Annotated in this window: 25 protein-coding genes; 8 read left to right on the plus strand and 17 right to left on the minus strand. The window is 63.0% G+C overall.

Going from position 1 to position 24,598, the window contains the following annotated elements:
* Positions 1-162: 162 nt before the first annotated feature.
* Complete coding sequence (locus NKI70_RS23755; RefSeq protein ID WP_352448507.1) at positions 163-2,442, minus strand: NADP-dependent malic enzyme; 2,280 nt, start codon at positions 2,440-2,442, stop codon at positions 163-165.
* 203 nt (positions 2,443-2,645) lie between these two features.
* Here NKI70_RS23755 and mutS point away from each other — a divergent pair, with 203 nt between their 5' ends.
* Positions 2,646-5,336, plus strand: a complete 2,691-nt coding sequence (gene mutS, locus NKI70_RS23760) for a DNA mismatch repair protein MutS (protein WP_352698261.1) — start codon at positions 2,646-2,648, stop codon at positions 5,334-5,336.
* Between the two features lie 96 nt (positions 5,337-5,432).
* On the opposite strand, the gene NKI70_RS23765 is transcribed toward mutS, so the two are convergent.
* The 3 genes from NKI70_RS23765 to NKI70_RS23775 form a co-directional block, all read right to left on the minus strand.
* The gene (locus tag NKI70_RS23765; protein ID WP_352698234.1) at positions 5,433-6,278 is read right to left on the minus strand and encodes an aldo/keto reductase; all 846 of its coding nucleotides are present in this window, start codon (positions 6,276-6,278) and stop codon (positions 5,433-5,435) included.
* A 109-nt stretch (positions 6,279-6,387) separates the two neighbouring features.
* On the minus strand, positions 6,388-6,774 hold the full coding sequence (gene copM / locus NKI70_RS23770; protein WP_352577460.1) for a CopM family metallochaperone: 387 nt from the start codon (positions 6,772-6,774) through the stop codon (positions 6,388-6,390).
* A 43-nt stretch (positions 6,775-6,817) separates the two neighbouring features.
* Positions 6,818-9,322 (minus strand): heavy metal translocating P-type ATPase, encoded by a 2,505-nt coding sequence (locus NKI70_RS23775; protein WP_352698231.1) that lies wholly within the window; start codon positions 9,320-9,322, stop codon positions 6,818-6,820.
* A gap of 225 nt (positions 9,323-9,547) precedes the next feature.
* Here NKI70_RS23775 and NKI70_RS23780 point away from each other — a divergent pair, with 225 nt between their 5' ends.
* Positions 9,548-12,346 (plus strand): [protein-PII] uridylyltransferase, encoded by a 2,799-nt coding sequence (locus NKI70_RS23780; RefSeq protein WP_352724953.1) that lies wholly within the window; start codon positions 9,548-9,550, stop codon positions 12,344-12,346.
* Between the two features lie 46 nt (positions 12,347-12,392).
* The gene (murJ, locus tag NKI70_RS23785) at positions 12,393-13,991 is read left to right on the plus strand and encodes a murein biosynthesis integral membrane protein MurJ (RefSeq protein ID WP_352570229.1); all 1,599 of its coding nucleotides are present in this window, start codon (positions 12,393-12,395) and stop codon (positions 13,989-13,991) included.
* Here murJ and NKI70_RS23790 read toward each other — a convergent pair.
* Positions 13,966-14,370 carry a type II toxin-antitoxin system VapC family toxin gene (locus tag NKI70_RS23790; protein ID WP_352698229.1) on the minus strand — a complete coding sequence of 135 codons (405 nt, stop codon included), beginning with the start codon at positions 14,368-14,370 and terminating at the stop codon, positions 13,966-13,968. The two genes, murJ and NKI70_RS23790, sit on opposite strands and share 26 nt — an antisense overlap.
* Positions 14,370-14,615, minus strand: coding sequence for a type II toxin-antitoxin system VapB family antitoxin (locus tag NKI70_RS23795; RefSeq protein WP_023676383.1), 246 nt, complete (start codon positions 14,613-14,615; stop codon positions 14,370-14,372). The genes NKI70_RS23790 and NKI70_RS23795 overlap by 1 nt, the downstream gene beginning before the upstream one ends.
* A 365-nt stretch (positions 14,616-14,980) precedes the next feature.
* Here NKI70_RS23795 and trpS point away from each other — a divergent pair, with 365 nt between their 5' ends.
* The 3 genes from trpS (at position 14,981) to NKI70_RS23810 (ending at position 17,449) form a co-directional block, all read left to right on the plus strand.
* The gene (gene trpS / locus NKI70_RS23800; protein WP_023676384.1) at positions 14,981-16,063 is read left to right on the plus strand and encodes a tryptophan--tRNA ligase; all 1,083 of its coding nucleotides are present in this window, start codon (positions 14,981-14,983) and stop codon (positions 16,061-16,063) included.
* A 186-nt stretch (positions 16,064-16,249) separates the two neighbouring features.
* Complete coding sequence (locus NKI70_RS23805; protein ID WP_023717912.1) at positions 16,250-16,741, plus strand: universal stress protein; 492 nt, start codon at positions 16,250-16,252, stop codon at positions 16,739-16,741.
* Positions 16,742-16,879: 138 nt separating this feature from the next.
* Positions 16,880-17,449, plus strand: coding sequence for a NifU family protein (locus NKI70_RS23810; RefSeq protein ID WP_023676386.1), 570 nt, complete (start codon positions 16,880-16,882; stop codon positions 17,447-17,449).
* A 110-nt stretch (positions 17,450-17,559) separates the two neighbouring features.
* Here NKI70_RS23810 and NKI70_RS23815 read toward each other — a convergent pair whose 3' ends face one another.
* From NKI70_RS23815 to NKI70_RS23830, 4 genes are all read right to left on the minus strand, one after another.
* A complete protein-coding gene (locus NKI70_RS23815) occupies positions 17,560-18,177 on the minus strand; it encodes a L,D-transpeptidase (protein WP_352591300.1) in 618 nt (205 codons plus the stop codon).
* 338 nt (positions 18,178-18,515) lie between these two features.
* Complete coding sequence (locus tag NKI70_RS23820) at positions 18,516-18,641, minus strand: hypothetical protein (RefSeq protein ID WP_023676388.1); 126 nt, start codon at positions 18,639-18,641, stop codon at positions 18,516-18,518.
* Entirely contained in the window at positions 18,642-18,770 is a 129-nt protein-coding gene (locus NKI70_RS23825; protein WP_023676389.1) for a hypothetical protein, read from the minus strand.
* A gap of 159 nt (positions 18,771-18,929) precedes the next feature.
* The gene (locus tag NKI70_RS23830) at positions 18,930-19,256 is read right to left on the minus strand and encodes a GYD domain-containing protein (protein ID WP_352476054.1); all 327 of its coding nucleotides are present in this window, start codon (positions 19,254-19,256) and stop codon (positions 18,930-18,932) included.
* Between the two features lie 149 nt (positions 19,257-19,405).
* On the opposite strand from NKI70_RS23830, the gene NKI70_RS23835 reads away from it, so the two are divergent.
* Positions 19,406-19,705 carry a DUF1330 domain-containing protein gene (locus tag NKI70_RS23835; RefSeq protein WP_352570234.1) on the plus strand — a complete coding sequence of 100 codons (300 nt, stop codon included), beginning with the start codon at positions 19,406-19,408 and terminating at the stop codon, positions 19,703-19,705.
* Between the two features lie 714 nt (positions 19,706-20,419).
* On the opposite strand, the gene NKI70_RS23840 is transcribed toward NKI70_RS23835, so the two are convergent.
* Genes NKI70_RS23840 through NKI70_RS23860 form a run of 5 tightly spaced genes read right to left on the minus strand, consistent with a single transcriptional unit; the run spans position 20,420 to position 23,177 of the window.
* A complete protein-coding gene (locus NKI70_RS23840; RefSeq protein ID WP_352724954.1) occupies positions 20,420-20,746 on the minus strand; it encodes a hypothetical protein in 327 nt (108 codons plus the stop codon).
* Positions 20,743-20,901, minus strand: a complete 159-nt coding sequence (locus tag NKI70_RS23845) for a hypothetical protein (protein WP_352724955.1) — start codon at positions 20,899-20,901, stop codon at positions 20,743-20,745. The genes NKI70_RS23840 and NKI70_RS23845 overlap by 4 nt, the downstream gene beginning before the upstream one ends.
* Positions 20,898-21,419: a type II toxin-antitoxin system VapC family toxin gene (locus NKI70_RS23850; protein ID WP_352724956.1), complete on the minus strand. Its 522-nt coding sequence runs from the start codon at positions 21,417-21,419 to the stop codon at positions 20,898-20,900. Before NKI70_RS23850 ends, NKI70_RS23845 begins: the two co-directional genes overlap by 4 nt.
* Positions 21,406-22,212 carry a hypothetical protein gene (locus NKI70_RS23855; protein ID WP_352724957.1) on the minus strand — a complete coding sequence of 269 codons (807 nt, stop codon included), beginning with the start codon at positions 22,210-22,212 and terminating at the stop codon, positions 21,406-21,408. The genes NKI70_RS23850 and NKI70_RS23855 overlap by 14 nt, the downstream gene beginning before the upstream one ends.
* Before the next feature lie 32 nt (positions 22,213-22,244).
* A complete protein-coding gene (locus tag NKI70_RS23860) occupies positions 22,245-23,177 on the minus strand; it encodes an IS1595 family transposase (RefSeq protein WP_352724958.1) in 933 nt (310 codons plus the stop codon).
* Between the two features lie 114 nt (positions 23,178-23,291).
* On the opposite strand from NKI70_RS23860, the gene NKI70_RS23865 reads away from it, so the two are divergent.
* The gene (locus NKI70_RS23865) at positions 23,292-23,792 is read left to right on the plus strand and encodes an MmcB family DNA repair protein (RefSeq protein WP_023676393.1); all 501 of its coding nucleotides are present in this window, start codon (positions 23,292-23,294) and stop codon (positions 23,790-23,792) included.
* A gap of 101 nt (positions 23,793-23,893) precedes the next feature.
* Here NKI70_RS23865 and NKI70_RS23870 read toward each other — a convergent pair whose 3' ends face one another.
* The gene (locus NKI70_RS23870) at positions 23,894-24,025 is read right to left on the minus strand and encodes a hypothetical protein (RefSeq protein WP_352724959.1); all 132 of its coding nucleotides are present in this window, start codon (positions 24,023-24,025) and stop codon (positions 23,894-23,896) included.
* A gap of 185 nt (positions 24,026-24,210) precedes the next feature.
* Positions 24,211-24,573 carry a nuclear transport factor 2 family protein gene (locus tag NKI70_RS23875; protein WP_352448516.1) on the minus strand — a complete coding sequence of 121 codons (363 nt, stop codon included), beginning with the start codon at positions 24,571-24,573 and terminating at the stop codon, positions 24,211-24,213.
* Positions 24,574-24,598 lie beyond the last annotated feature (25 nt).

Raw genomic sequence — 24,598 nt, forward strand, 5'->3', positions numbered from 1 at the left:
CTGTGGGAGAAGGTGGATCGGCGCGCAGCGCCGAGACGGTTGAGGGGTGCTGGACGGAGTGCTGCCGGTGCCAAGCTGGAGCACCCCTCATCCGACCGAGCTTCGCTCGGCCACCTTCTCCCACAGGGGGAGAAGGAAAGAGGTGCTGCCGCTACGCGCTCCTCAAGCCCCCGCGCTATACGCCGCGATCGCCGCCATATTCACGATGTCGCTGTCCTTGGCATTCAGCGAGACGATCTGAACCGGCTTGTTCAGGCCGACCAGCAGCGGGCCGATGACGGTCGAGCCGCCGAGCTCCTGCAGCATCTTGGTCGAGATGGAGGCCGAGTGGAAGGCCGGCATGATCAGCACATTGGCCGGGCCGGTCAGCCTGATGAACGGGTACTGCGCCATGGCGCGGGCGTTGAGCGCCACGTCGGCGGCCATCTCGCCGTCATACTCGAAATCGACGCGGCGCTTGTCGAGGATGCGCACCGCTTCCTGGACGCGCTCGGAGCGTTCGCCCTGCGGATGGCCGAAGGTCGAATAGGCGAGCATGGCGAGCCTCGGCTCGTAGCCCATGCGGCGGGCGAAGCCGGCGGCCTCCTCGGCGATGTCGGCGATCTCGACGGCATCAGGCATGTCGTGCACCGCGGTGTCGGCAACGAGGACGGTGCGACCCCGCGCGAGCACGATCGACACGCCGATGACGCAGTGGCCGGGCCTTGCGTCGATGACGCGGCGGATGTCGTCGAGCGCCGTCGAATAGTTACGGGTAACGCCGGTGACGATGCCGTCGGCATCGCCCAGCGCCACCATGCAGGCGGCGAAATGGTTGCGGTCGTTGTTGATCAGCCGCTGGCAGTCGCGGAACAGAAAGCCTTTGCGCTGCATGCGCTCGTAGAGATAGTCGGTGTAGACCGAGTTGCGCCGCGACAGCCGCGCATTGATGATCTCGATGCCTTGCTTGCCGAGATCGATGCCGGCATTCCTGGCGTTTTCCTTGATGATGTCGTCGCGGCCGAGCAGGATGGCGGTGCCGAGCCGCTGGTTCACATAGGAGACGGCGGCGCGCATCACCTGCTCCTCCTCGCCCTCGGCAAAGACGATGCGCTTGGGCTGGCGGCGGACGCGGTCGTAGATGCGCTGCAGCGTCGAGGCGATCGGGTCGCGGCGGGCGGAAAGCTCCTGCGCGTAGCGGTCGAGATCGAGGATCGGCTTGCGCGCGACGCCGGAGTCCATCGCCGCTTTGGCCACCGCGATCGGAATGGCCGAGATCAGGCGCGGGTCGAACGGCACCGGGATGATGTAGTTGGGGCCGAATTTCGGCCGCATGCCCTGATAGGCGGCGGCGACGTCGTCGGGCACGTCCTGGCGCGCCAGTTCGGCGAGCGCTTTGGCCGCGGCGATCTTCATGTCGTCATTGATGGTGGTCGCCCGCACATCGAGCGCGCCGCGGAAGATGTAGGGGAAGCCAAGCACGTTGTTGACCTGGTTGGGATAGTCGGACCGTCCCGTCGCCATGATGGCGTCGGTGCGGATCTCGGCGACCTCCTCAGGCGTGATCTCGGGGTCGGGATTGGCCATGGCGAAGATGATCGGGTTCTTGGCCATCGACTGCACCATTTTGGTGGTCAGCGTGCCTTTGGCCGAGAGGCCGAGGAACACGTCGGCGCCGTCCAGCGCCTCGGCCAGCGAGCGCGCGCCGGTTTTCACGGCATGCGCCGATTTCCACTGGTTCATGCCTTCGGTGCGGCCCTGGAAGACGACGCCCTTGGTGTCGCAAAGGATGATATTCTCAGGCGCAAAGCCCATCGCCTTCATCAATTCGATGCAGGCGATGCCGGCAGCACCGGCGCCGTTGCAGACCATTTTCGTGGTCTTCATGTCGCGGCCGGTGATTTCCAGCGCGTTGATCAGGCCGGCAGCCGAGATGATGGCGGTGCCGTGCTGGTCGTCATGGAAGACCGGTATGTCCATCAGCTCGCGCAGCCGCTGCTCGATGATGAAGCATTCCGGTGCCTTGATGTCCTCGAGGTTGATGCCGCCGAAGGAGGGTCCAAGGAAACGCACGCAGTTGATGAATTCGTCGGCATCCTCGGTGTCGACCTCGAGGTCGATGGAATCGACATCGGCGAAGCGCTTGAACAGCACCGCCTTGCCTTCCATCACCGGCTTCGATGCCAGCGCGCCGAGATTGCCGAGGCCGAGGATGGCGGTGCCGTTGGAGATGACGGCGACCATGTTGCCGCGAACCGTGTAGTCGAAGGCGCGGCTCGGGTCCTCGGCGATGGCGAGAACCGGAACCGCGACGCCCGGCGAATAGGCGAGGCTGAGATCGCGCTGCGTCGCCATCGGTTTTGTGGCGACGATCTCCAGCTTGCCCGGACGCCCCATGGCGTGGAATTCCAGCGCCTCCTGGGCGCTGACGGAGGGCCCGTTGCTCTCGGTTTTCTTGGCCATGGTACTTTTGGTTTCCTCGCCCGTACGGCACCGCTTGAGATGGGTGCGCATGCTTTCTTTTGTGGAAGGTTCGGGATTAAGGCTACACTTCGCCGCTGTAAACCGCCAAGCATGGCTTGGAAAATTTTGGAAGCAGCTTCTTGAACGACGAGACGCCCATTCGAAGCGACAACGCCACGCCGGCCTTCGCGCCGGCGACGCCGATGATGGAGCAGTATATCGAGATCAAGGCGGCGAACCCGGATTCGCTGCTGTTCTACCGCATGGGCGATTTCTACGAACTGTTCTTCGACGATGCCGAGAAGGCAAGCCGGGCGCTCGGCATCGTGCTGACCAAGCGCGGCAGGCACCAGGGGCTCGACATCCCGATGTGCGGCGTACCGGTGCATGCCGCCGACGATTATCTGCAGAAGCTGATCGGCCAGGGGTTCCGCGTCGCTGTCTGCGAGCAGATCGAGGATCCGGCGGAGGCCAAGAAGCGCGGCGGCAAATCGGTGGTGCGCCGCGACGTGGTGCGGCTGGTAACGCCCGGCACCATCACCGAAGACAAATTGCTGGCGCCGTCGGAATCGAGTTTTCTGATGGCGCTCGGACGGGTCAAGGGCGGCAGCAGCGATACAAGAGGCGGGGAGCGCGGAAGCGCGACAGGGAACCAAGGAAGTTTCGCCCTAGCCTGGATCGAGATCTCGACCGGTGTCTTCCGCGTCGCCGAGACAACCGCCGACCGGCTGCTCGCCGATGTCTTCCGCGTCGATCCGCGCGAGCTGATCGTCGCCGAACCGGTGTTTTACGACCCGGAGCTGAAACCGGTCTTCGACGTGCTCGGCCGCGTCGCCAGCCCGCAGCCGCCGTCGCTGTTCGATTCGGCTTCGGCCGCCGGCCGCATCGCCCGCTTTTTCGAGGTGGCAACGCCGGATAGTTTCGGCACGTTTTCGCGCGCCGAACTGTCGGCGATCTCAGGCGTCATCGCCTATGTCGAGAAGACGCAGAAGGCCGAGCGGCCGCCGCTGTCGCGGCCGCAGCGCGAGGAGCAGGGTTCGACGCTGTTCATCGACCCGGCGACGCGCGCCAATCTGGAGCTGCTGCGCACGCTGTCCGGCAGCCGCGACGGGTCGCTGTTCAAGGCGATCGACCGCACGGTGACCGGCGGCGGCGCAAGGCTGCTCGCCGACCGCTTGATGGCGCCGCTGACCGACCCGGCGGCCATCGCCGCAAGGCTGGACTCGGTGTCGTTCTTCCGCTCCGAAACGCGCCTCTGCCAGGCGGTGCGGGCAAGCCTGAAGAGCGTCGCCGACATGCCGCGGGCACTGTCCAGGCTGGCGCTCAACCGCGGCGGTCCGCGCGACCTCGGCGCGCTGCGCGCCGGTTTCGAAGCGGCCGGCGCCATCGCCGAACTGTTCGGCCAAACCGCCTTGCCGGGCGAACTGGCCGCGGCGTTGGGAGCTATCAAGGCACTGCCCAGTGAACTGGCGACGCATCTGGCACAGGCGCTCAGCGACGAGCTGCCGTTGCTCAGGCGCGACGGCGGCTTCGTCCGCGGCGGCTACCACGCCGAACTCGACGAGATGCGGGCACTGCGCGACGAGTCGCGAAAGGTGATCGCCGGGCTGGAGCGTTCGCTGATCGACGAGACCGGCATCCGCTCGCTGAAGATCAGGCACAACAATGTGCTGGGCTATTATATCGAAGTCACCGCTAACCACCATGCGCTGATGACCGGCAGCGACGGCGCCAAGGCGCGCTTCATCCATCGCCAGACCATGGCCAACGCCATGCGCTTCACCACCACGGAACTCGCCGAACTGGAAACCAAGATCGCCAACGCCGCCGACCGGGCGCTGGCGATCGAGCTTGCCGCTTTCGAGGCGCTGACGGCGGAAGTGGTCGGCCAGGCCGACACGATCCGTGCCGGCGCCGAAGCGCTCGCCGTGCTCGACGTTTCGGCCGCACTTGCCTTGCTTTCCGAGAGCGAGGCCTGGTGCCGGCCGCTGGTCGATGCGAGCCTTGCCTTCGAGATTTCGGGTGGACGTCATCCGGTGGTCGAACAGGCGCTGCGGCGTTCCGGCGAAGGCCCGTTCGTCGCCAATGATTGCGATCTGTCGCCGCAAGGCGATGCCAAGGCCGGCGCGATCTGGCTGCTGACCGGCCCCAATATGGGCGGCAAATCGACCTTCCTCAGGCAAAACGCGCTGATCGCCATCCTCGCCCAGACCGGCTCCTTCGTGCCGGCGGCATCAGCCCATATCGGCGTCGTCGACCGGCTGTTTTCGCGGGTCGGCGCCTCCGACGATCTGGCGCGCGGCCGCTCCACCTTCATGGTCGAGATGGTCGAGACGGCGGCGATCCTCAACCAGGCAGGCGAACGCGCACTGGTCATCCTCGACGAGATCGGCCGCGGCACCGCCACTTTCGACGGCCTGTCGATTGCCTGGGCGGCGGTCGAATATTTGCACGAGAAAAACCGCTGCCGCTCGATCTTCGCCACGCATTTCCACGAGATGACGGCGCTGGCCGGAAAATTGCCGCGGCTCTCCAACGTCACCATGCGGGTCAAGGAATGGGAGGGCGACGTGGTCTTCCTGCACGAGGTCGGCAAGGGTGCGGCCGACCGTTCCTACGGCGTCCAAGTAGCGCGGCTGGCCGGCCTGCCAGAGGCCGTCGTCGGCCGGGCCAAGGAAGTGCTGCACCAGCTTGAAGCAGGCGAGGTCTCGGGCAAGGCCAACCGTCTGGTCGACGACCTGCCGCTGTTTTCCGTGGCAGCGAAGCGGGAGGCGTCGAAGCCGGTGAAGAGTGATGGGCTGGGTTTGGCGCTAGCGGAGATCAATCCCGACGAGATGACGCCAAGGGAAGCGCTGGAGGCGCTGTACCGGCTGAAGGGGATGGTTGGGAAGTAGTGCTCGTCCGATAGCGCTCTACGGCACCCCCCTCTGTCCTGCCGGACAGAGGGGGTGTGACGGAACGCTGCTTTGGCTTGCCTTCCGCCCCACCCCTCAAATCATCGCCAGGCCCGACTTCCGCCTCGGCGGTGGGAAGGCGCGGTCAATTTCGGCGAAATCTTCGCTCGTGAGCTCAATCTCCAACGCCGCGACATTCTGCCGGATATGCTCCGGGCGGCTGGCCTTCGGAATGGCGATCACGCCCTCCTGCGCCATCACCCATGCAAGTGCGATCTGCGCCGGCGTCGCACCGTGGCGGGCGGCGATGGCATCTAACCTGGCGTTGCGCGCCAATACCCCCTGATCGACCGGCGAATAGGCCATCAGCGGCATGCCGCGTTGCCGGCTCCACGGGGCGAGGTCGAACTCGACGCCGCGCTGCGACAGATTGTAGAGCACCTGGTTGGTCTGGACGTTGCCGCCGGCCGGCAACCGGACCAGCTCCTCCATCTCGCCGGTATCGAAATTGCTGACGCCCCAATGGCGGATCTTGCCGGCCGCCTTCAACGCTTCGAACGCCTCTACCGTTTCCATCAAAGGCACGCTGCCCGGCCAATGCAAGAGATAGAGATCAATGCGGTCGGTGGCGAGATGCCTCAGGCTGTTCTCGCAGGCCCGTTTCACGCCGGCGCGTGAGGCATTGGACGGCAGCACCTTGGAGACCAGGAAAACCTCGTCGCGGCGCCCGGCGATGGCCTCCGCCACCACCTCCTCGGCGCCGCCGCTGGCATACATTTCGGCGGTGTCGATCAGCGTCATGCCGAGATCCAGCCCGAGCTTCAGGGCATTGGCCTCGTCGCCACGGCGGCGAGCGTCTTCGCCCATCTTCCAGGTGCCCTGGCCGAGCACCGGCACAGCTTCGCCGCAGGGCAGGGAGGTCGTTCTTATCGTCGATGGCATGGCATGCTCCAGTCCGAGGCCCGGATAGCACCATAGCCGCCAAGGGAAATCCAGGCGAAGCAGAAATCCAGGTGAAGCCTCTCGCCCGGATTCCTCGACAGCGTGACGCCTACTTCGCCGGATGGGAGGCAAGCCAGTCCTGCATCTGCTTGATCTCGGCTTGCTGCGCGGCGATCACCGCTTCCGCCAGCTTGCGGATTTCCGGATCCTTGCCATTGGCGAGCTCGATCTTGGCCATGTCGATGGCCGCCTGGTGATGCGGGATCATGCCGCGGGCGAAATCGACATCGGCATTGCCGGAATATTCGATTGCCATCATGTCGGTATGCATCTTGTCCATCGCCGCCTTGTAGCCCTCGCTCGAGGGGCTCTGCGCGCCCATTGCGCCCATCTCGTGCTTCATCTCCTCGGCTTGTGCCGGAACACTTTCGAGGAAAACGGCAAGCAGCATTCCTGCCGCCATCATCAGCAGCACGATCTTCTTGGCCAAGGTCATTCATCGTCTCCTTTTTTGAACAGGGTCTATCTGGAAGTTTTACTCAGAGTTTCAACGTCCTGAGCCGCAATGCGTTGGCGATCACCGAAACCGAAGACAGGCTCATCGCCGCCGCCGCGAGCATCGGCGACAGCAGCGTGCCGGTGAGCGGATAAAGCACGCCGGCAGCAACCGGCACGCCGAGCACATTGTAGAGGAAAGCGAAAAACAGGTTCTGGCGGATGTTGCGGATCGTCGCGCGGGCGAGCGTCCTCGCCCTGACGATGCCGTTGAGATCGCCCTTGACCAGCGTAATTCCCGCACTTTCGACCGCAACATCGGCGCCTGTGCCCATCGCGATGCCGACATCGGCGGCGGCAAGTGCGGGCGCATCGTTGACGCCGTCGCCGGCCATGGCAACGCCGGCACCGCCGGCGCGCAATTCCTCGACCAGCGCGTTCTTCTGTTCGGGCAAGAGCCCGGCACGCACCTCGTCGATGCCAAGCTTGGCTGCGATGGCCTTGGCAGTACGCTCGTTGTCGCCGGTCGCCATGACGATCTTCAGCCCGCTGTAATGCAGTGCCTTGATCGCCTCGGCGGTGGTCGCCTTGATCGGGTCGGCGACGGCGACGAGGCCGGCGAGCCGGTTGCCGACAGCAACGAACATCGCGGTCTTGCCGTCGGCCTGCAGCGCCTCGGCGCTGGCCAGGACCGCCGCCGTGTCGATGCCGAGATCGGCCATCATCGCGGCATTGCCGAGCGCCACCTTCTGCCCCGAGACCGTGCCGGAAACGCCCTTGCCGGTGACGGCCTCGAAACCGCTCGCGTCGGGGACCTTCACGCCGCGTTCGCGGGCGCCGTCGACGATCGCCTCGGCCAGCGAATGCTCCGAGCCTTTTTCCAGCCCGGCGGCGAGCGCCAGCAGATCGTCTTGCGCCATGCCTTCGACCGCGATGACGTCGGTCAGCCGCGGCCGGCCTTCGGTCAGCGTTCCCGTCTTGTCGACGATCAGCGTGTCGACCGAGGCAAAGCGTTCGAGCGCCGCCGCTTCTTTGATCAGCACGCCGGCATGCGCGCCGCGCCCGGTGGCGGTCATGATCGACATTGGCGTGGCAAGGCCGAGCGCACACGGACAGGCGATGATCAGCACCGAGACCGCCGAGACGATGGCAAACACCAGGCTGGGTTCCGGTCCGACGATCGCCCAGGCGACGAACGCTATGATTGCGACCAGCACGACGGCCGGGACGAAGTAGAACGAGACGCGGTCGGCCAACCCCTGGATCGGCGCGCGCGAACGCTGCGCCTTGGCGACCAGCTCGACGATGCGCGCCAGCGTCGTCTCGGCACCGATCCTTTCGGCGCGCATGATCAGCGAACCGTTCCTGTTCAGCGTGCCGCCGGTGAGGTTGTCGCCTTCGGTCTTCTCGACCGGCAGCGGCTCGCCTGTGATCATCGATTCATCGATGGAAGAGCGTCCTTCGAGCACAATGCCGTCGACCGGCACGGCGTCACCGGGGCGGATGCGCAAGCGGTCGCCGGCCTTGACCGTATCGAGCGGCACGTCGTTTTCAGAACCGTCCGCACCGATCAGCCGCGCCGTCTTCGGCGCCAGGTCGAGCAGCGCACGGATCGCCGACCCGGTTTTCTCGCGGGCGCGCAATTCCAGCACCTGGCCGAGGAACACCAGCGCAACGATCACCGCCGCCGCCTCGAAATAGACCGGCACGGTGCCGTCATGGCCGCGGAACTGGTGCGGAAAGAGGCCTGGAAACAGCGTGGCGACGACGCTGTAGAGATAGGCGGCACCGACGCCGAGCGAAATCAGCGTCCACATATTGGGGCTGCGGTTGAGGACCGAGTCCCAGCCGCGGTGGAAGAACGGGAATGCCGCCCACAGCACCACCGGGCTGGCCAGCGCCAGCTCCAGCCAGACCTTCGCGCGGTCGTCGATGAAGGCCTGAAACGTCAGGCCGAGCATCGGCGCCATGGCGATGAGCAGCAACGGCACGGACAGCACCGCGCTCACCCAAAAGCGCCTGGTGAAGTCGACCAGTTCCGGGTTAGGTCCCTCGTCGCCGGTCGGCACGCCCATCGGCTCCAGCGCCATGCCGCAGATCGGGCAGGAGCCGGGCTTGTCGCGGATGATTTCCGGATGCATCGGGCAAGTGTATTGCGTGCCCTTGGGCATCGGCTGCGGCGCCGGCCTGTCGCCGAGATATTTTGCCGGCTCGGCTTCGAATTTCGCCTGGCAAGCGGCCGAGCAGAAATAGAAGCCCCGGCCCTCGTGCCGCAAAAAGTGCTTGGCCGTGGCGCGATCGACGCTCATGCCGCAGACGGGATCGGTTGCGGTCAGGTATTTTTCCGGCTCGGCGACGAATTTCGCGCGGCAGCTCTCGCTGCAGAAATGATAGCGATGGCCGTCATGCTCGGCCATCGGCTTGCCGGCAGCCGGATCGACGGTCATGCCGCAGACCGGATCGCGGACGACGGCGTCCGCAGCAGAGGAGACGCCCTTTGCCGAGCAGCAGCTGCCATGGGCGTGATGATGGTGATCGGAATGCGTCATGCCGAAAGCCCCTGTAGTTCGGTGTTGCGGCGGAGGTAGTGCTTCCAGTAACTGGAAGGTCAAGGGCTGTTTCGATTTTTCGCGCCTAAGCCCTAACCGAACCGGCCGCGGGCGCGAGATGATCGTCCTGTCGGCGGCCGTGGAGAACGCGTCCGTCCGCCCCATACCCAGCGCCGCGAAAACGCGCTATAGACGCCGCCGAAACGGCGAGGCCGAACGGCATTTATGGCAAGAATATCCCTGAAGCTCGAGGAACTGATCGACGGCGAAGCCTTGCGCCGCGAGATGACCGAACTGACCGAGGCGTCGGCAGGCGACGGCTCCGGCAAGGCCGCGCGCAGCGGCGTTCTCAAGCTTCTCAAAAGCCGGCTCGCCGACGGCCGCACGGTCGCCGAACGCATGCTGATGGACGATGGCAGCGGTACCGCCTGCGCCGCCCGGCTGTCGCATCTGATGGATGAGATCATCCGCGCGCTCTACGACTTCGCCGCCACCCATGTCTATCGCGTCAAAAACCCGTCATCGGCCGAGCGCATGGCGGTCGTGGCCGTCGGCGGCTATGGCCGTGGCACGCTGGCGCCCGGGTCCGACATCGACCTGCTGTTCCTGCTGCCCTACAAGCAGACGCCATGGGGCGAGCAGATCGTCGAATACATGCTCTACATGCTGTGGGACCTCGGGCTGAAGGTCGGCCACGCCACCCGCAACATCGACGAGTGCCTCAGGCTGTCGCGCACCGACATCACCATCCGCACCTCGATCCTGGAGGCGCGCTTCCTGTGGGGCGAGCAAAAGCTCTATGACGAGCTTTTGCAGCGCTTCGACCACGAGGTGGTGCGCACCACCGGCCCCGAATATGTCCAGGCCAAGCTCGCCGAACGCGACGAGCGCCACGCCAAGGCCGGCGAGAGCCGTTACCTGGTCGAACCCAACGTCAAGGACGGCAAGGGCGGCCTGCGCGACCTGCAGACGCTGTTCTGGATCGCCAAATATTTCTACCGCGTGCGCACCGGCGAGGAACTGGTCGACAAGGGCGTCTTCACCGACGCCGAATACAGGGAATTCCAGAAGGCCGAGGATTTCCTGTGGGCGGTGCGCTGCCATATGCATTTCCTCACCGGCAAGGCCGAGGAGCGGCTGCATTTCGACATCCAGCGCGACATTGCCGAGCGGCTGGGTTACACCACCCATCCCGGCCTGTCGGCGGTCGAACGCTTCATGAAGCACTACTTCCTCGTCGCCAAGGATGTCGGCGACCTAACCCGCATTTTCTGCGCCGCGCTGGAAGAAGAGCAGGCCAAGCATGTGCCGGGCTTCAACCGCATCTTCCTCACCTTTTCGCGCCGCAAGCGCAAGCTCGCCGGCACGGCCGATTTCATCGTCGACAACCACCGCATCAACATTGCCGACGACGAGGTGTTCGAGCGCGATCCGGTCAACCTGCTCAGGCTGTTCTGGTTTGCCGACAAGCATGGCCTGGAATTCCACCCCGATGCGCTGAAGCTGTTGACCCGTTCGCTCGGCCTCGTCGGCAAGGCGCTCAGGCGCGACGAGGAGGCCAACCGGCTGTTCCTCGATATCTTGACCTCGGACCGCAATGCCGAGCTCAATCTGCGGCGCATGAACGAGGCCGGACTGCTGGCAAAGCTGATCCCGGACTTCGGCAAGATCGTCGCCATGATGCAGTTCTCGATGTACCACCACTACACCGTGGACGAGCATTTGATCCGCTGCATCGGGGTGCTGGCCGAGATCGAGCGCGGCGACGGGGAAAAGATCCATCCACTCGCCCACTCGCTGATGCCGGGGCTGAAGAAGAGCCGCGAGGCGCTCTATGTCGCGGTGCTGCTGCACGACATCGCCAAGGGCAGGCCGGAGGACCATTCGCAAGCCGGCGCCAGGATCGCCCGGCGCATCTGCCCGCATATGGGGCTCTCGCCGGCCGACACCGAAACGGTCGCCTGGCTGGTCGAGAACCACCTCGTCATGTCGATGACGGCGCAGACCCGCGACCTCAACGACCGCAAGACGATCGAGGATTTTGCCGCCATCGTGCAGTCGGTCGAACGGCTGAAGATGCTGCTGGTGCTTACCGTCTGCGATATCCGTGGCGTCGGGCCTGGGGTCTGGAACGGTTGGAAAGGCCAGCTGCTGCGCACCCTCTACTACGAGACCGAGCTTTTGTTGACCGGCGGGTTTTCGGAGGTGTCGCGCGCCAAGCGGACGGCGGCGGCGCGCGAGCAACTGGCCGAGGCGCTTGCCGACTGGCCGGAAAAGGCCCGCAAGCGTTATGTCGGCCAGCACTACGAGAACTATCTGCTGGCGGTCGATCTTCCCGACCAGCTCCGCCATGCCGAATTCATCCGCGAGGCCGATCACGCCGGCAAGAAGCTCGCCACCATGGTGAAAACCCACCAGTTCGAGGCGGTGACCGAGATCACCGTGCTGGCGCAGGACCATCCGCGCCTGCTCTCGGTGATTGCCGGCGCCTGCGCGGCGGCCGGCGGCAACATCGTCGACGCGCAGATCTTCACCACCTCGGACGGCCGCGCGCTCGACACCATCCTGATCTCGAGGGAGTTCGACCTCGATGAGGACGAGCGCCGCCGTGCCGAGCGCGTCGGCCGGCTGATCGAGGACGTGCTGTCGGGCAAGAGCTGGCTGCCCGAAATGATCGAGAAGCGGACCAAGCCGCGGCGCGGCGCCAGGGTTTTCCGTATTCCGCCACGCGCCGAGATCCGCAACACGCTGTCGAACCGTTTCTCGGTGATCGAGGTCGAGGGGCTGGACAGGCCGGGCCTTCTGTCGGAGATCACCGGCATGTTGTCGGACCTGTCGCTCGACATCGCCTCGGCCCACATCACCACCTTCGGCGAAAAGGTCATTGACACGTTCTACGTCACCGATCTCACCGGCCAGAAGATCGACAGCCCGTCGCGCACCGCGACTATCCGCAACAGGCTGATCGCGGTGCTCGAGGGCACGGCGTCCGAGCGCGGCAAGACCAAAACGGCCGCCGAGTGACTGTTACCTTCCATTTGCCCCAATCGCACAGGCAGTCTTCAAGCGCATGAGCCTTGTCAAGAAATTCGCCACGGTCGCTTCCGGCACGCTGATGAGCCGCGCCCTCGGTTTCGGCCGCGAGATGCTGATGGCTGCCGCACTCGGCACCGGGCCGATCGCCGACGCCTTCAACGCCGCCTTCCAGTTTCCCAACACCTTTCGCCGGCTGTTCGCCGAAGGCGCCTTCAATGCCGCCTTCGTGCCGCTGTTCGCCAAGGAGATCGAGACGCACGGCACCGACGGCGCCAAGCGCTTTTCCGAAGAGGTGTTCGGCGTCTTGTTCACGGCGCTTCTGGCGCTGACCATCGCCATGGAACTGGCGATGCCGTTGATCGTGCGCTATCTGGTGGCGCCGGGCTTTGCCGACACGCCGGGAAAATTCGAGACGACGGTGGCGCTGGCGACCGTCATGTTCCCCTACCTGATCTGCATGTCGCTCGGCGCCATGATGGCCGGCATGCTGAATTCGCTGCGCCGCTATTTCGCCGCTGCGGTGGCGCCGGTGTTCCTCAACGTCATCCTTATCGCCGTGCTCGCCTATGCCTGGTACAAGGGTTCGGACGCCCGCACCGTCGGTTTCGGGCTGGCCTGGGGCGTGCTGGCGGCCGGCTTGGTGCAGCTGGCGATCGTCTGGGCGGCGGTGCGCCATGCCGGCATTTCGATCGGCTTCCGGCGGCCGAAGATGACGCCGAACGTCAAGCGGCTGCTGATCCTGGCGCTGCCGGCGGCGATCACCGGCGGCATCACCCAGATCAACCAGCTGATCGGCACGGCGATCGCGTCGGCGCAGGACAGCGCGGTGTCGTCGCTGGCCTATGCCGACCGCGTCTACCAGCTGCCGCTGGGCGTCGTCGGCGTCGCCGTCGCCATCGTGCTGTTGCCGGAACTGTCGCGGGCGCTGAAATCAGGCAATCTGGTCGAGGCCGCCAATCTGCAGAACCGCTCGGTCGAGTTTACCCTTTTCATGACCTTGCCGGCGGCGGCCGCGCTGCTGGTCATGTCCGAGCCGATCGTGCGGCTGGTCTATGAGCGCGGCGCCTTTGCCGCCAACAATTCGACGCCGACGGTCGCGGCAATCCTGGCGATCTTCGGCCTCGGCCTGCCGGCCTTCGTGCTGATCAAGGCGTTCACCCCCGGCTATTTCGCCCGCGAGGACACGCGCACGCCGATGATTTTCGCCGCCATCTCGGTGGCGGTTAACATTACGACGGCGCTGACGCTGTTTCCGACCATGGGCGCGCCCGGCATTGCCGTTGCCTCCGCCGTCGCAGGCTGGGTCAATGCGGCGATGCTGCTCGCCGTGCTGATCCGGCGCGGCCATTGGGGCCGCGACGTGCCGCTCATGAAACGCATCCCGCGGCTGGTGCTGTCGGCGGCGGTGATGGCCGCGGCGCTCTATTTTGCCGAACACTGGTTCGCCGCAAGTCTCGGCTCCGGCTCGCCGCTGGTGATCAAGGCGGTAACCCTGCTTGCGCTCGTCGCCGGCGGGGCGCTGCTTTACTTCGTCACCGCCTTCGCCACCGGCGGCGCCGATTTCGGCATGATCCGCCGCAATATCGGGCGCAAGGGCTCCCAGCCGGTCAAGCAACAGTCTCCAGATCCGTGAAGCGGAATTCGTCCGCCGTCGAAAGCATCGGAACGGCGTAGTAGCGCGCGCAAGCGTAATGGAAACAGTCGGCCATGTTGAGGCGGCCAGCGTTGTTGCGAAACCGCGATGCAGCCTCAACAGCCAGAGATGCCGCGTCAGAGGCAGGCGGAAGCTCCCGCAAGGTGATTCCACGCTCTTCGAGAAAACGGCTGACTATCTTGAAGCTTGTGGCGATCGGTACGGCCAGCTTTTCCGATCGCGAAAGCGCCATCGCGGCTTCCCAAACCGCGATCGCCGACGTGAACGGAGCCGACGCCTTCATGACCGCCTGCGCGCAGCGCGGGGCTTCGGTCTCGTTGCTCAGTATTGCAACGATAGCGGCTGCATCGATGAACATCAGTCTTCGCCGGACAATTCGTCGTAGACCGAGCGCGGCAGCGGCTTGCGCGCCTGCTCGCTCAGCTCAATCCCGAACTCGGCCCGGAGCCGTGCCGCCGTTTCCAGCGGCGTCTCGCGATTGCGTCGGCGCTCCAGAGCTTCGCGCATGGCGATCACGATTGCCTCGGTGATGCCGACACCTTCAAGCCTGGCAAAAGCCCGCGTCAGGCTGTCCGCTTCCTTGTTGTTGATGTTGATCGTCATTGTTTTGCTTCCGCTGTGTAGAAAATATTATGTAGCTATCTACATCAATCCGTCAATGTGACCCTAAGCAAAACGAAGCGATTGCCGAGGCGAGCTATTTTGTTCTTGCTTTGTGCCGACAGCTATGCTACTAATTTCGGTGTGGTGCTGATTGGCGCCGAAGACCCGCCGCAAGGCGGGTTTTTGTTTCTGGTCGGCGCCATCCCCCTCAAACAGCCTCCTGCGGCGTCTTGCTCGGCCGAAGCCAAAGCCTGCGCGCCCAGTCAATACCCCCTCTTGATCGCCTCCTCGCTCTCGTCCATAAGCGCGCCGTCGCAAGACTTTCGCCGCGCGCGAAACGGCCCTCCACAAGCCAGGGAAACACTATGACCGACCTCAACCAGCCCGCCTTCAAGCCGCTCGTCTTTTCCGGCGTCCAGCCAACCGGCAATCTGCATCTCGGCAATTATCTCGGCGCCATCAAGAAATTTGTCGCCCTGCAGGACACCTCCGACTGCATCTATTGCGTCGTCGACCTGCATTCGCTGACCGCACAGCTCGTCTATGAGGATCTTCAGGACCAGACGCGTTCGATCACCGCGGCGTTTCTCGCCTCCGGCATCGACCCGACCAAGCACATCGTCTTCAACCAGTCGCGGGTGATGCAGCACGCCGAGCTTGCCTGGATCTTCAACTGCGTGGCGCGCATCGGTTGGATGAACCGCATGACGCAGTTCAAGGACAAGGCCGGCAAGGACCGCGAGAACGCCTCGCTCGGCCTGCTTGCCTATCCCTCCCTGATGGCCGCCGACATCCTTGTCTACCGCGCCACCCACGTGCCGGTCGGCGACGACCAGAAGCAGCATCTGGAACTGACCCGCGACATTGCGCAGAAATTCAACAACGACTTTTCAGACCGCATCGCAGCGCTTGGCGTCGGCGTCGAGATGCAGGTCGGCGAGGAGACGGTGAACGGCTATTTCCCGCTGACCGAGCCGGTCATCGGCGGCCCAGCGGCGCGCATCATGTCGCTGCGCGACGGTTCGAAAAAGATGTCGAAGTCGGACCCGTCGGACCTGTCGCGCATCAACCTGACCGACGACGCCGATGCCATCTCGAAGAAGATCCGCAAGGCCAAGACCGACCCAGAGGCTTTGCCCGGCGAACTGGACGGGCTTGCCGGCCGGCCGGAAGCGGAAAACCTCGTCGGCATCTATGCCGGCCTCGCCGAAATCTCGAAAGAGGCCGTGCTGAAGGAATTCGGCGGCCAGCAGTTTTCGGTGTTCAAGCCGGCGCTGGCCGATCTCGCCGTGGAAAAGCTGGCGCCGATCGCCGGCGAGATGCGCCGCATCTCCGCTGACCGCGCCTATGTCGACGCGGTGCTGCGGGATGGCGGCGAGCGTGCCGGCACACTGGCCGAAGCGACCATGAAGACCGTGCGCGACATTATCGGCCTGCTGCAAGGCTAATGCATGTCGCGCAAAAGTGTGCAGCGGTTTTGCGATAACGACATGCATAAAACAAGAACCTAAAGCGCGTCGCTGGTCGAACGCGACGCGCTTTAAGCTGCACCAGCATTGCCACAGCCGCCGGTCGCTTGCGGGCGGGCTGTGGCGGTGGCAGATTGCGAACCGAAACCATCGAACAGGGTGAATATGGTCTCCAAACGCCTCAGCCGCGAAGCCGGTCATCGTCGCAAGTTCCTGGCGATCATCGACGATACGCCAGAATGCGAGCGCGCCGTCGCCTACGCCTCGAAGCGGGCGCAAAGCACGGGCGGCGTACTGGTGCTGCTCTATGTCATCGAGCCGGATGATTTCCAGCACTGGCTGGGCGTCGAGAAGATCATGCGCGAGGAGGCGACCGCCACGGCGCGTGCGGCACTCGACAGCTACGCCAACAAGGTGCGCCAGAAGCTCGGCATCGAGCCGGAACTGGTGGTGCGCGAAGGCAAGCCGACCGAAGAGATCCACAAGCTGATCGAGGAAGACCAGGACATCGCCATCCTGGTGCTGGCGGCAGGCGCCGGCAAGGAAGGGCCTGGGCCGCTGGTCGGCGCGGTCGCCGGCAAGGGCGCCGCCTTTCCGATTCCGGTCACGGTGGTGCCGCAGAACCTGTCGGACGAAGAGATCGACAGCCTCGCCTGAGCGCGCCTCGCTCAAGGCAGGGGTAAAACATTCCGCCTGCCGCTTCCGCCGACGATGCCTTTCGCTTGAATGTCGGGCGGATAAAGCCTAATTAGAATTATTCCAAACTAGCTGCCCGAAACGGGCACGGAGACGGCCATGTTCATCCAGACCGAGTCGACGCCAAACCCGGCGACGCTGAAATTCCTGCCCGGCAAGGAAGTGCTGCAAGAAGGCACCGCCGATTTCCGCGATGCCGATAGCGCCGCGACGGCTTCGCCGCTCGCCGGCCGGCTGTTCGAAATCCCCGGCGTCACCGGCGTCTTCTTCGGCTATGATTTCATCACCGTGACCAAGGACGGCCCCGACTGGCAGCATCTGAAGCCGGCTATCCTCGGCGCCATCATGGAGCATTTCATGTCCGGCGCCCCGGTGATGGCCAAGGCCGGCCCCGCCGCCGAGACCAGCCAGACCGGCGAATTCTACGACAAGGCCGACGAGGAGTTGGTCGTCACCATCAAGGAGCTGCTCGACACGCGGGTGCGCCCGGCGGTGGCCCAGGACGGCGGCGACATCACCTTCCGCGGCTTCGAGAACGGCACCGTGTTCCTGCACATGAAGGGCGCCTGCGCCGGCTGCCCGTCGTCGACCGCGACGCTGAAGCACGGCATCCAGAACCTGCTCCGGCACTTTGTGCCGGAAGTGCAGCACGTCGAACAGGTCTCCTGACGCACCGTTCCATCGTCAACATCGATAGACAACAAAAAACCGGGCCAAAGTGCCCGGTTTTCTGTTTGCGACGTCTGTGTTGTTGCCTAGACGGTCCGCGTATAAGGGTCTTATATCACGATGACCTTGGCGCCGACCGAGGTGCGGTCGTAGAGGTCGATAATGTCCTGGTTCATCAGCCGGATGCAGCCCGACGACATCGCCTTGCCGATCGAATTCCATTCCGGGCTGCCATGCAGGCGATAACCCATGTCGCCGCCCTTGTTGAACAGGTACATGGCGCGCGCGCCGAGCGGGTTCTTCAACCCCGGGTCCATGCCACCGGCAAACTTGGCCAACTCCGGCTGGCGCTTGATCATCTGCGAAGGCGGTGTCCAGGTCGGCCATTCGCGCTTCAGCGCGATATGGGCGGTGCCGTGCCATTCGAAACCCTCACGGCCGACGCCGATGCCGTAGCGCATCGCTTCGCCGTCGCCCATGACGAAATAGAGGAACTTGTTCTGCGTATCGACGATAATGGTGCCCGGCTTTTCCTTGGTGTCGTAGTCGACGATCTGCCGGCGGTATTTGAACGGCACCTTTTCGATCGGAACGCGCGGCAGGTGATAGCCGGCGTCGGTCACCGCGCCGTAGTTGTTGGTGAAGATCTGCGAGCCGATGGTGCTGCAACCGGCGACAGCCGTCGACAGCGCCAGGGCCGCGACGATTGCAAGTGACTTCATGCGCATGAAAAGGTCCGATGCCTGCCCAAACAACAGCGGCTCGAGTCGGCCGCTTTTTTCATCTTCATTCATGCTGGCATTTGCTTTGCTTGCCAAGCGGGCGATGCCTATATCCTTGGACTTGTGTGCTGGTAAACCTGCGACTATGGCATTTCGGCAACAGCCCCCGCAGGATTATGTTGCAAAATCAATGGGCCAAGAACAAGAACCAGGAGACGAAGAAATCACCCATGAATGTCGGTGACGCTGCCCGGCGCTCTGGCCTGCGGCCAAGACCATCCGTTGCTGCGAGGAGATCGGACTGAGACGCGGCCGCTGCAGGAGAAAGTCCAGACGGGCCGGGTTTAATAAAGGACGCCGCGAAGCACGGTCCAAGCCAGAAGCCCGAACGTGCCGATCACCACCAATGCACCCAGGACCGTGCCGATCGTTTCAGGCAGTCCATCGGGGCGACCAGGACCGTCGGCCATTCAACTATCGATCATGACGTAGGCCGCACCAAACACGGCAACGATAATTGCCCCAAGCACCGCCCATCCTCTGATGGCCGGGCGGATTTCCTCCGGCGTCGCTGATTTCCGGTCGTCATCTTCCGTCATCTAATGCTCCTCGTAAAACACCGTAGCCGACATTGAAAGCGCAAGCTGCCGGCGCTGCCAAGAGCCGCAGTGGACTCTTTTGCGCAAAAGTTTAGGAACGTGCGCAGTTCGCGAGCAAGCGTTACCAGCCTTCGACACTCCGCAAAGCGCGGGCGGCGGTCACGATCCCGGTGGGCGATACCGGATCGACTTGGCTTTCCCAAGGGCTTCCATCGTCTCTTCGACACTTAGCAGCACGGTGGTCTCGTAAGAGCTGAGCGCGCCTCCCGCACCGATGGCGAGCATGACGGATGCCATCGACACGTTGTCCGGCGCCTCCCATAGGTTCCAGCCATCGTACTCTCCGAAGGCATACCAGAACCCGTGCAGCTTTCCGCCGACCGACTCGATGTAGGAACGGGCAGCCTCGCGTCTATCCTCGGGATTATCCATCAAGCGCGCCCAGGTTTCGGGCCTGTAGCTGAATCGCGTGAGATACATCGGCATGGTTCGTCTCTCCCAGAGCTGCCCCCACCAAGACAGTTAAGCGCCCCAATCCGGGAGAACGCGAGTCGTTTCCGAGGCGTAGTACCGCTGGCTTAGTTGCGGGGCCGCTAATAGACCTGTTTCAATGTTTTTTTCAGGGAGTAAGGTCAATGGCCGCATATCTCATTGCTGATGTAGACATAACCGACGCCGCCGTTTTCGAGGAATACCGCCGGGATGTGCCGGCAACCGAAGCCCGCTATGGGGGGAGGTACATCGCTCGCGGCGGAGCCACCAAAGTTCTGGAGGGCGATTGGGAACCTCATCGCCTCGTCATTGTCGAATTCCCGGACATGGCGTCCCTCCTGGCATGGTACGACTCTCCAGAATACAGCCGCCTCAAAGCCATCCGCGAACGCTGCGCAAAGACGAGAATTATTGCCCTGGAAGGGATGATGCCGATTAGCTGAGGGCCGGGTCGATGACAATGGCAAATCTGAGTTGCCATATCTGGTGCGGCCCGGCGACGGGACAGGAGCATTCTGATATGAATCAGCAAGCTTTAAACTTGCGGGCGGGAAATGACGGCCAATGATGGGAGGATGACGCCGGAAGCACTCATTGACGGGACCTACAAATCAATATGACCCAACACCAGATCGGCAGGCGGTGTTGCAGCGTGACCTAGGGTTGTGTCATGGCATTGAAAATGCCGGCGCCAACTATCGCACATAAGGCTGCGGCCCCAAGCCCTCCCACAATGATGCACCACCAGGCGCGGCCATTTCCCCGAAGCACGGGATTCATTTTTATCATCCGTCGCGCCAGAAGCCCCTGGTAGAGTGCATAAGAAGACCCGAAACCGGCGAGCCAAATGACGGAAAATACGACGCCCCGCGTGAGCATCCTATTGAGCCTAGTCTGCTCGACCGTCAAACTTGCATTCTCAGTAACCATGCTTCGCCACCTTTTTGATTATGCTGCGACCACTATCGGGCCTGCAGCGGTGAATATTAGATCAACCGCGACGCCTCGCGAAAACATAGCTCCCCTCACCAGTAGGAAACGCATTCATAACGCGAGCGGCCCGCCTTGTGGAAGGGCGGGCCTTGTAGCGCCCGCTCCACAGTATTTTGCAGATTAGGTTTGTCAGCCAGATAATCGCCGCGAGGCGATTATGTACTTTACAAACAGGGAGGTCTGAAGACGCGGGTAGCCCCATCTTCGGGGTCGATCACCAACACAACGTTTTCTGGGTTTTGCCAAGGCAGCGACATCACGTAGGCCGCAAAGTCGTCTTCGGAGAAATGGTTGAAGCCGCCGCCAGCTACAAACATTTGCGGATGCTTGCTGCCGCCAAAGCTAGCCTCGACGCTGTTAAGTTGTTGGAAGGGGCCGGCGCGCTCCGCTAGCCACTCCTGTATGCGCTCGAAAAGAACGGGCTGACCGTTCGGGCTCGAACAATCTTCAGCAATAGATGTACAAAGCACCACACCGCTGACGACGCTCATCGTGCCTTCTTGCCCTTCGGCTTTTGCTTGTGGTCAGCCGGGGTACGCGCCAGCTTGCCCATTAGGGCATCGGCATCGGATTTCCCTTCGTCCGCTTCGATTTCGCGCGCCTTTTCGATGAAAGCCGCCGACTGAGAACGATTGTCCGTCTTCATTTGCTTTCGGGCTTTTTCAGATCGAGCTGCGGGCTTTTTGCTTCTGGTTTGCATATCTTGAGCTTGTGTCCTCCAATGTTTCCCGACAATGGCAAGAGCCCTAGGCTTTTGGCGCTGCCGCCATTGTCGAACGTATGAAACTCATCGGCGCGATAATGGATGGCTGTGGCTAGATGGATCGCATCCGGAGTAGAAAGTGTCTTCCCGGCGTGGGCTGCGGCATTTGCCGAATAGTGGTCACGTAGATCATGCGAAAGCCCGGCAACTTTGATGTCCATTCCCAATTGCGTCATCCGCTTTATCAGGTCGGTGAAGCTGCTGCCAACGCCGACCGGTATCCTGGATTGCAGCACTTCGACCCGCGTCAGGACGGAAGTGACCAGCTTTACCTCGCGTCGTTTATGACGGGCGATTACCTCGCGCACGCCATCCATTTCGCCAGACTTCCGGTTCTCATCGTTGAGCCACGCGAGGAAAAGGCAGGTATCCCAATAGTAGATCGGACTAGCGCCAGCCATCGCGAAGCTCCCGGACAAAGGCTTCAGAACTCAAGCCGCCAGTCGCGTCCGGGGCGCGGCCTCTCAGATCTTCCCAATCGGGCAGATCGGATTCGGGGGGGTAGGCTTCGATGCTTGTTACCTCAATCTGGTGCGGGAAGTCGGTTCGCGCACGATAGAGAAGTGTGCCAAAGACCTCCACTTTGCGGCCAACCGCAGAGACGGCTTCGTCATATAAGCGAGCCGGAAAATGGCAGGTTACCTTCTTTGGCCCAACGTCGGGATAGATTTGGAACGTGTTGACCCCTAGGTGAAGGTTGATCTGTTCAAGGTTCCCCTGAAGAAACCCTTCACATTCCTCATCGACCGCAAGAGCGGCGTCAACGCGGCTGACGATCTGCGGCGTAAGGTCGATGCGACTATCGTCGAAAAGCAACGTCGCGCTTTTGACGGTCGCCCCAACCGGGCGTGCTAGGTTCCGGAGGTCCCCGAGCAATTCAGCATCAAGGTCAAGCAGGTCGCCGCCGCTCGCCAACGCCGCAGAAATCCGGTTCAGACTATCAATCACGATTAGGCCGGTAGGCGGCTTACCCGGCAATGGATGTGGACCGAGAGTGACGCGAACCGGACTATTGTAGGACAGCTCGGCGATACGAAAATAGCTGGCCGTCTTGCCCGCGTTTGCATCGCGATCAAGCCGATTGAGCGTGGCGTTTAGGTTCTGGAGTTCGGACAGAAACGCGGCGAGCCGCACTTGTCCGTCATCCTCGGGCAAGCCCTCAATGACAAGCGTAATGTGGTCTTCAGTAGCCATCAATCGCACCACCACATGAACGGACTTGGAGCTTACCCGGCGAACGAGTCCCGGTATTTCAAACGCTTTCCAACGATGCCAGCCATGGCCTTTACCGTCCTGTTGTTGTCATCGACGCCAAGCGCAATGCGGTTACTGTAGCGGAAATCGAACTCGGCAAGGTAGCGGTGCAAATGCTGCTCACCGCAATGCTGATAGATGCCTTTCATGCCACGTTTGAAGATGCTGTAATAGCCTTCGACGGTGTTCGTATGAATGGTCTTTTCGCCTTCGTAGCGGACGTATTCATCCTTGGAATGCGTGACGACATCGTGAGAGGCAAATTCCTGGCCCACGCGGCGATACATGCCAGCTTCGTCGGTCATGAGCGCACTCTCGCGCGCGATGTTGGCTCGAACTAGCGGCATGACAGTGCCAATGCGGGCGGTATCGACGTGGAAGGAACGGGCGCGGCCACCACGTTCCACCAGCGTTACGACAGAGTTCTTGTGAGCGCCACCGCCGCGCCTTACCGGAGCGCCTTTCAGGCGACCGATGTACGTTTCGTCAACTTCGACATGCTTGCCTTCGCCGCCCATCGGAGAAAGGACGCCATCGCGCATTGCCTCACGCAAGCGATGGAACATGAACCATGCGGTCTTGTACTGGACCTGCAACGTCCGGTGCAGTTGGTGAGCGCTGATACCCTTCTTGCTGGACGCGAGAAGGTGCGCCGCCTGCCACCACTTGTGCAGCGGAACGTGGCTGCTTTCGAACACGGTGCCGACCTTCACGGTGAACTGCTTCTTGCATTCCAAGCAGCGACGAAGACCGGTGCGAGCGGTTGCGCCAGTGACGCGGGTAATGCGCGTCTGTTCGCAGTTGCCGCACTTGGGGCAGACTGGACCTTCCGGCCAAACAATCGCTTCCAGCCGCTCAAAAGCAGCTTCTTCGTTGTGGAAGTGTGGTTCGGAAAGGACGCTCATAACCCGGAATCCTAGTGTGGATTCAACGTATCAGGCATCGCCGTGTTTGTAAAGTACATAATCGCCCGCCGCGACCGGGTTCAAACCGTGAACAAAATCTGGCATGGTGCGGTAATGCCGATCATCTCACCTCTACCCCTCAATCCGCTCATCGACGGCCGCCAGTCGGAGCGCGCCATGCTGGTCAGGCGCGGCGTGCAGCGGCTGCTCAGGCAGATGGGCGCGCATGTCTTGCCCGAACTGTCGCTGGCCACCGGCCGGCGGGCCGACCTGGTTGCGCTGACCCGCCAGGGCGACATCTGGATCATCGAGATCAAATCCTCGATCGAGGATTTCAGGGTCGACCGCAAATGGCCGGACTACCGGCTGCATTCCGACCGGTTCTTCTTCGCCACCCATCCCGGCGTACCCCAGGAAATTTTTCCGCAGGAGTGCGGCTTCATTCTCTCCGACGGTTACGGCGCCGAGATTTTGCGCGATGCGCCCGAGCACCGCATGGCGGCGGCAACGCGCAAGGCGCTGATGCTGAGGATCGCACGCGCCGGTGCGTCGCGGCTGCTGGCGGCGGAGCTTGCCGGCGTGTCGGTGCCCGCGCTGGACGGCGAGAGCGAATAGAGGTTTGCGCTCTCCGTAATTATAGACGTCGCGCTGCCCCTCATCCGGCTGCCGCCACCTTCTCCCCGTAAGTGACGGGGAGAAGGGAGTAAGCCGGACTGCTATTCCACGATGCGGTAGATGTTCCACAGGCTGGTGCCCGACACGACATAGGGCTCCATCTCCTTGCCCCATTTGGCGTGCGCGTCGATCTTGCCGATCCTGGCGAAGAACGCCTCCAACTGGCGAGGCATTCGACCTGGTGATGTGACCCGACCGTCGCTTCCCGCGCGTCGATCGATCCGGTCATGATCTGGAACTTGAGGTCGTCGAGACCGGCCTGCGAGCCGATCTCGCGTTCCCATTTCTTCAACAGAGCACGGTCTGCTTGTGGTCGAACTTGGCGTCGATCTGCCATCTGGCACTGAACATCGCCGCCTCACTCGTCCCAGGCCTGCACGACCGTCTGCCGTGCGATCTGGCCGTTCTTCAGCTCCAGCATCGCCGCGCAGAATACCTTGGTCCCGTCCGGATAGGAGCAGGCCTGGGTGAAGGCGAGGTTGTTGCCGTCGGCAATGGTGGTGTCGACCTTGTGGGTCATCGCCCGGCTGCAAATGTCGTCCCAGAATGTGGTGATCGCAGCGCGCCCGCGGATTTCGCGCGGCTTGCTCGGCGGGTTGTTGCGGTCGATCACCCGCACCAATGCGTCGTCGGCATAGAAGCTCGCCAGCAATTTTCCATCACGGCCCTCAATCGCCTTCTTGATCGCAGCGCCGTCTATCGTCTGTGTCTTGGTCAGCATTTTTTCCTCCATAGGCCCGTTTTCT

The sequence above is a fragment of the Mesorhizobium sp. M0500 genome, assembly GCF_040321165.1.
GTDB lineage: Bacteria > Pseudomonadota > Alphaproteobacteria > Rhizobiales > Rhizobiaceae > Mesorhizobium.

Bases quoted from the DNA above. Each gene is read 5' to 3' on its own strand.
- NKI70_RS23840 (WP_352724954.1), bottom strand. From the start codon at position 20,746: ATGAGCGTCGTCAGCGGTGTGGTGCTTTGTACATCTATTGCTGAAGAT.
- NKI70_RS23865 (WP_023676393.1), top strand. From the start codon at position 23,292: ATGCCGATCATCTCACCTCTACCCCTCAATCCGCTCATCGACGGCCGC.
- NKI70_RS23775 (WP_352698231.1), bottom strand. From the start codon at position 9,322: ATGACGCATTCCGATCACCATCATCACGCCCATGGCAGCTGCTGCTCG.
- NKI70_RS23765 (WP_352698234.1), bottom strand. From the start codon at position 6,278: ATGCCATCGACGATAAGAACGACCTCCCTGCCCTGCGGCGAAGCTGTG.
- NKI70_RS23825 (WP_023676389.1), bottom strand. From the start codon at position 18,770: ATGACGGAAGATGACGACCGGAAATCAGCGACGCCGGAGGAAATCCGC.
- NKI70_RS23875 (WP_352448516.1), bottom strand. From the start codon at position 24,573: ATGCTGACCAAGACACAGACGATAGACGGCGCTGCGATCAAGAAGGCG.
- NKI70_RS23815 (WP_352591300.1), bottom strand. From the start codon at position 18,177: ATGCGCATGAAGTCACTTGCAATCGTCGCGGCCCTGGCGCTGTCGACG.
- copM (WP_352577460.1), bottom strand. From the start codon at position 6,774: ATGACCTTGGCCAAGAAGATCGTGCTGCTGATGATGGCGGCAGGAATG.
- murJ (WP_352570229.1), top strand. From the start codon at position 12,393: ATGAGCCTTGTCAAGAAATTCGCCACGGTCGCTTCCGGCACGCTGATG.
- NKI70_RS23795 (WP_023676383.1), bottom strand. From the start codon at position 14,615: ATGACGATCAACATCAACAACAAGGAAGCGGACAGCCTGACGCGGGCT.
- NKI70_RS23755 (WP_352448507.1), bottom strand. From the start codon at position 2,442: ATGGCCAAGAAAACCGAGAGCAACGGGCCCTCCGTCAGCGCCCAGGAG.
- NKI70_RS23790 (WP_352698229.1), bottom strand. From the start codon at position 14,370: ATGTTCATCGATGCAGCCGCTATCGTTGCAATACTGAGCAACGAGACC.
- NKI70_RS23850 (WP_352724956.1), bottom strand. From the start codon at position 21,419: ATGGCTGGCGCTAGTCCGATCTACTATTGGGATACCTGCCTTTTCCTC.
- NKI70_RS23835 (WP_352570234.1), top strand. From the start codon at position 19,406: ATGGCCGCATATCTCATTGCTGATGTAGACATAACCGACGCCGCCGTT.
- mutS (WP_352698261.1), top strand. From the start codon at position 2,646: ATGATGGAGCAGTATATCGAGATCAAGGCGGCGAACCCGGATTCGCTG.
- NKI70_RS23845 (WP_352724955.1), bottom strand. From the start codon at position 20,901: ATGAAGACGGACAATCGTTCTCAGTCGGCGGCTTTCATCGAAAAGGCG.
- NKI70_RS23805 (WP_023717912.1), top strand. From the start codon at position 16,250: ATGGTCTCCAAACGCCTCAGCCGCGAAGCCGGTCATCGTCGCAAGTTC.
- NKI70_RS23820 (WP_023676388.1), bottom strand. From the start codon at position 18,641: ATGGCCGACGGTCCTGGTCGCCCCGATGGACTGCCTGAAACGATCGGC.
- trpS (WP_023676384.1), top strand. From the start codon at position 14,981: ATGACCGACCTCAACCAGCCCGCCTTCAAGCCGCTCGTCTTTTCCGGC.
- NKI70_RS23810 (WP_023676386.1), top strand. From the start codon at position 16,880: ATGTTCATCCAGACCGAGTCGACGCCAAACCCGGCGACGCTGAAATTC.
- NKI70_RS23830 (WP_352476054.1), bottom strand. From the start codon at position 19,256: ATGCCGATGTATCTCACGCGATTCAGCTACAGGCCCGAAACCTGGGCG.
- NKI70_RS23780 (WP_352724953.1), top strand. From the start codon at position 9,548: ATGGCAAGAATATCCCTGAAGCTCGAGGAACTGATCGACGGCGAAGCC.
- NKI70_RS23870 (WP_352724959.1), bottom strand. From the start codon at position 24,025: ATGCCTCGCCAGTTGGAGGCGTTCTTCGCCAGGATCGGCAAGATCGAC.
- NKI70_RS23855 (WP_352724957.1), bottom strand. From the start codon at position 22,212: ATGGCTACTGAAGACCACATTACGCTTGTCATTGAGGGCTTGCCCGAG.
- NKI70_RS23860 (WP_352724958.1), bottom strand. From the start codon at position 23,177: ATGAGCGTCCTTTCCGAACCACACTTCCACAACGAAGAAGCTGCTTTT.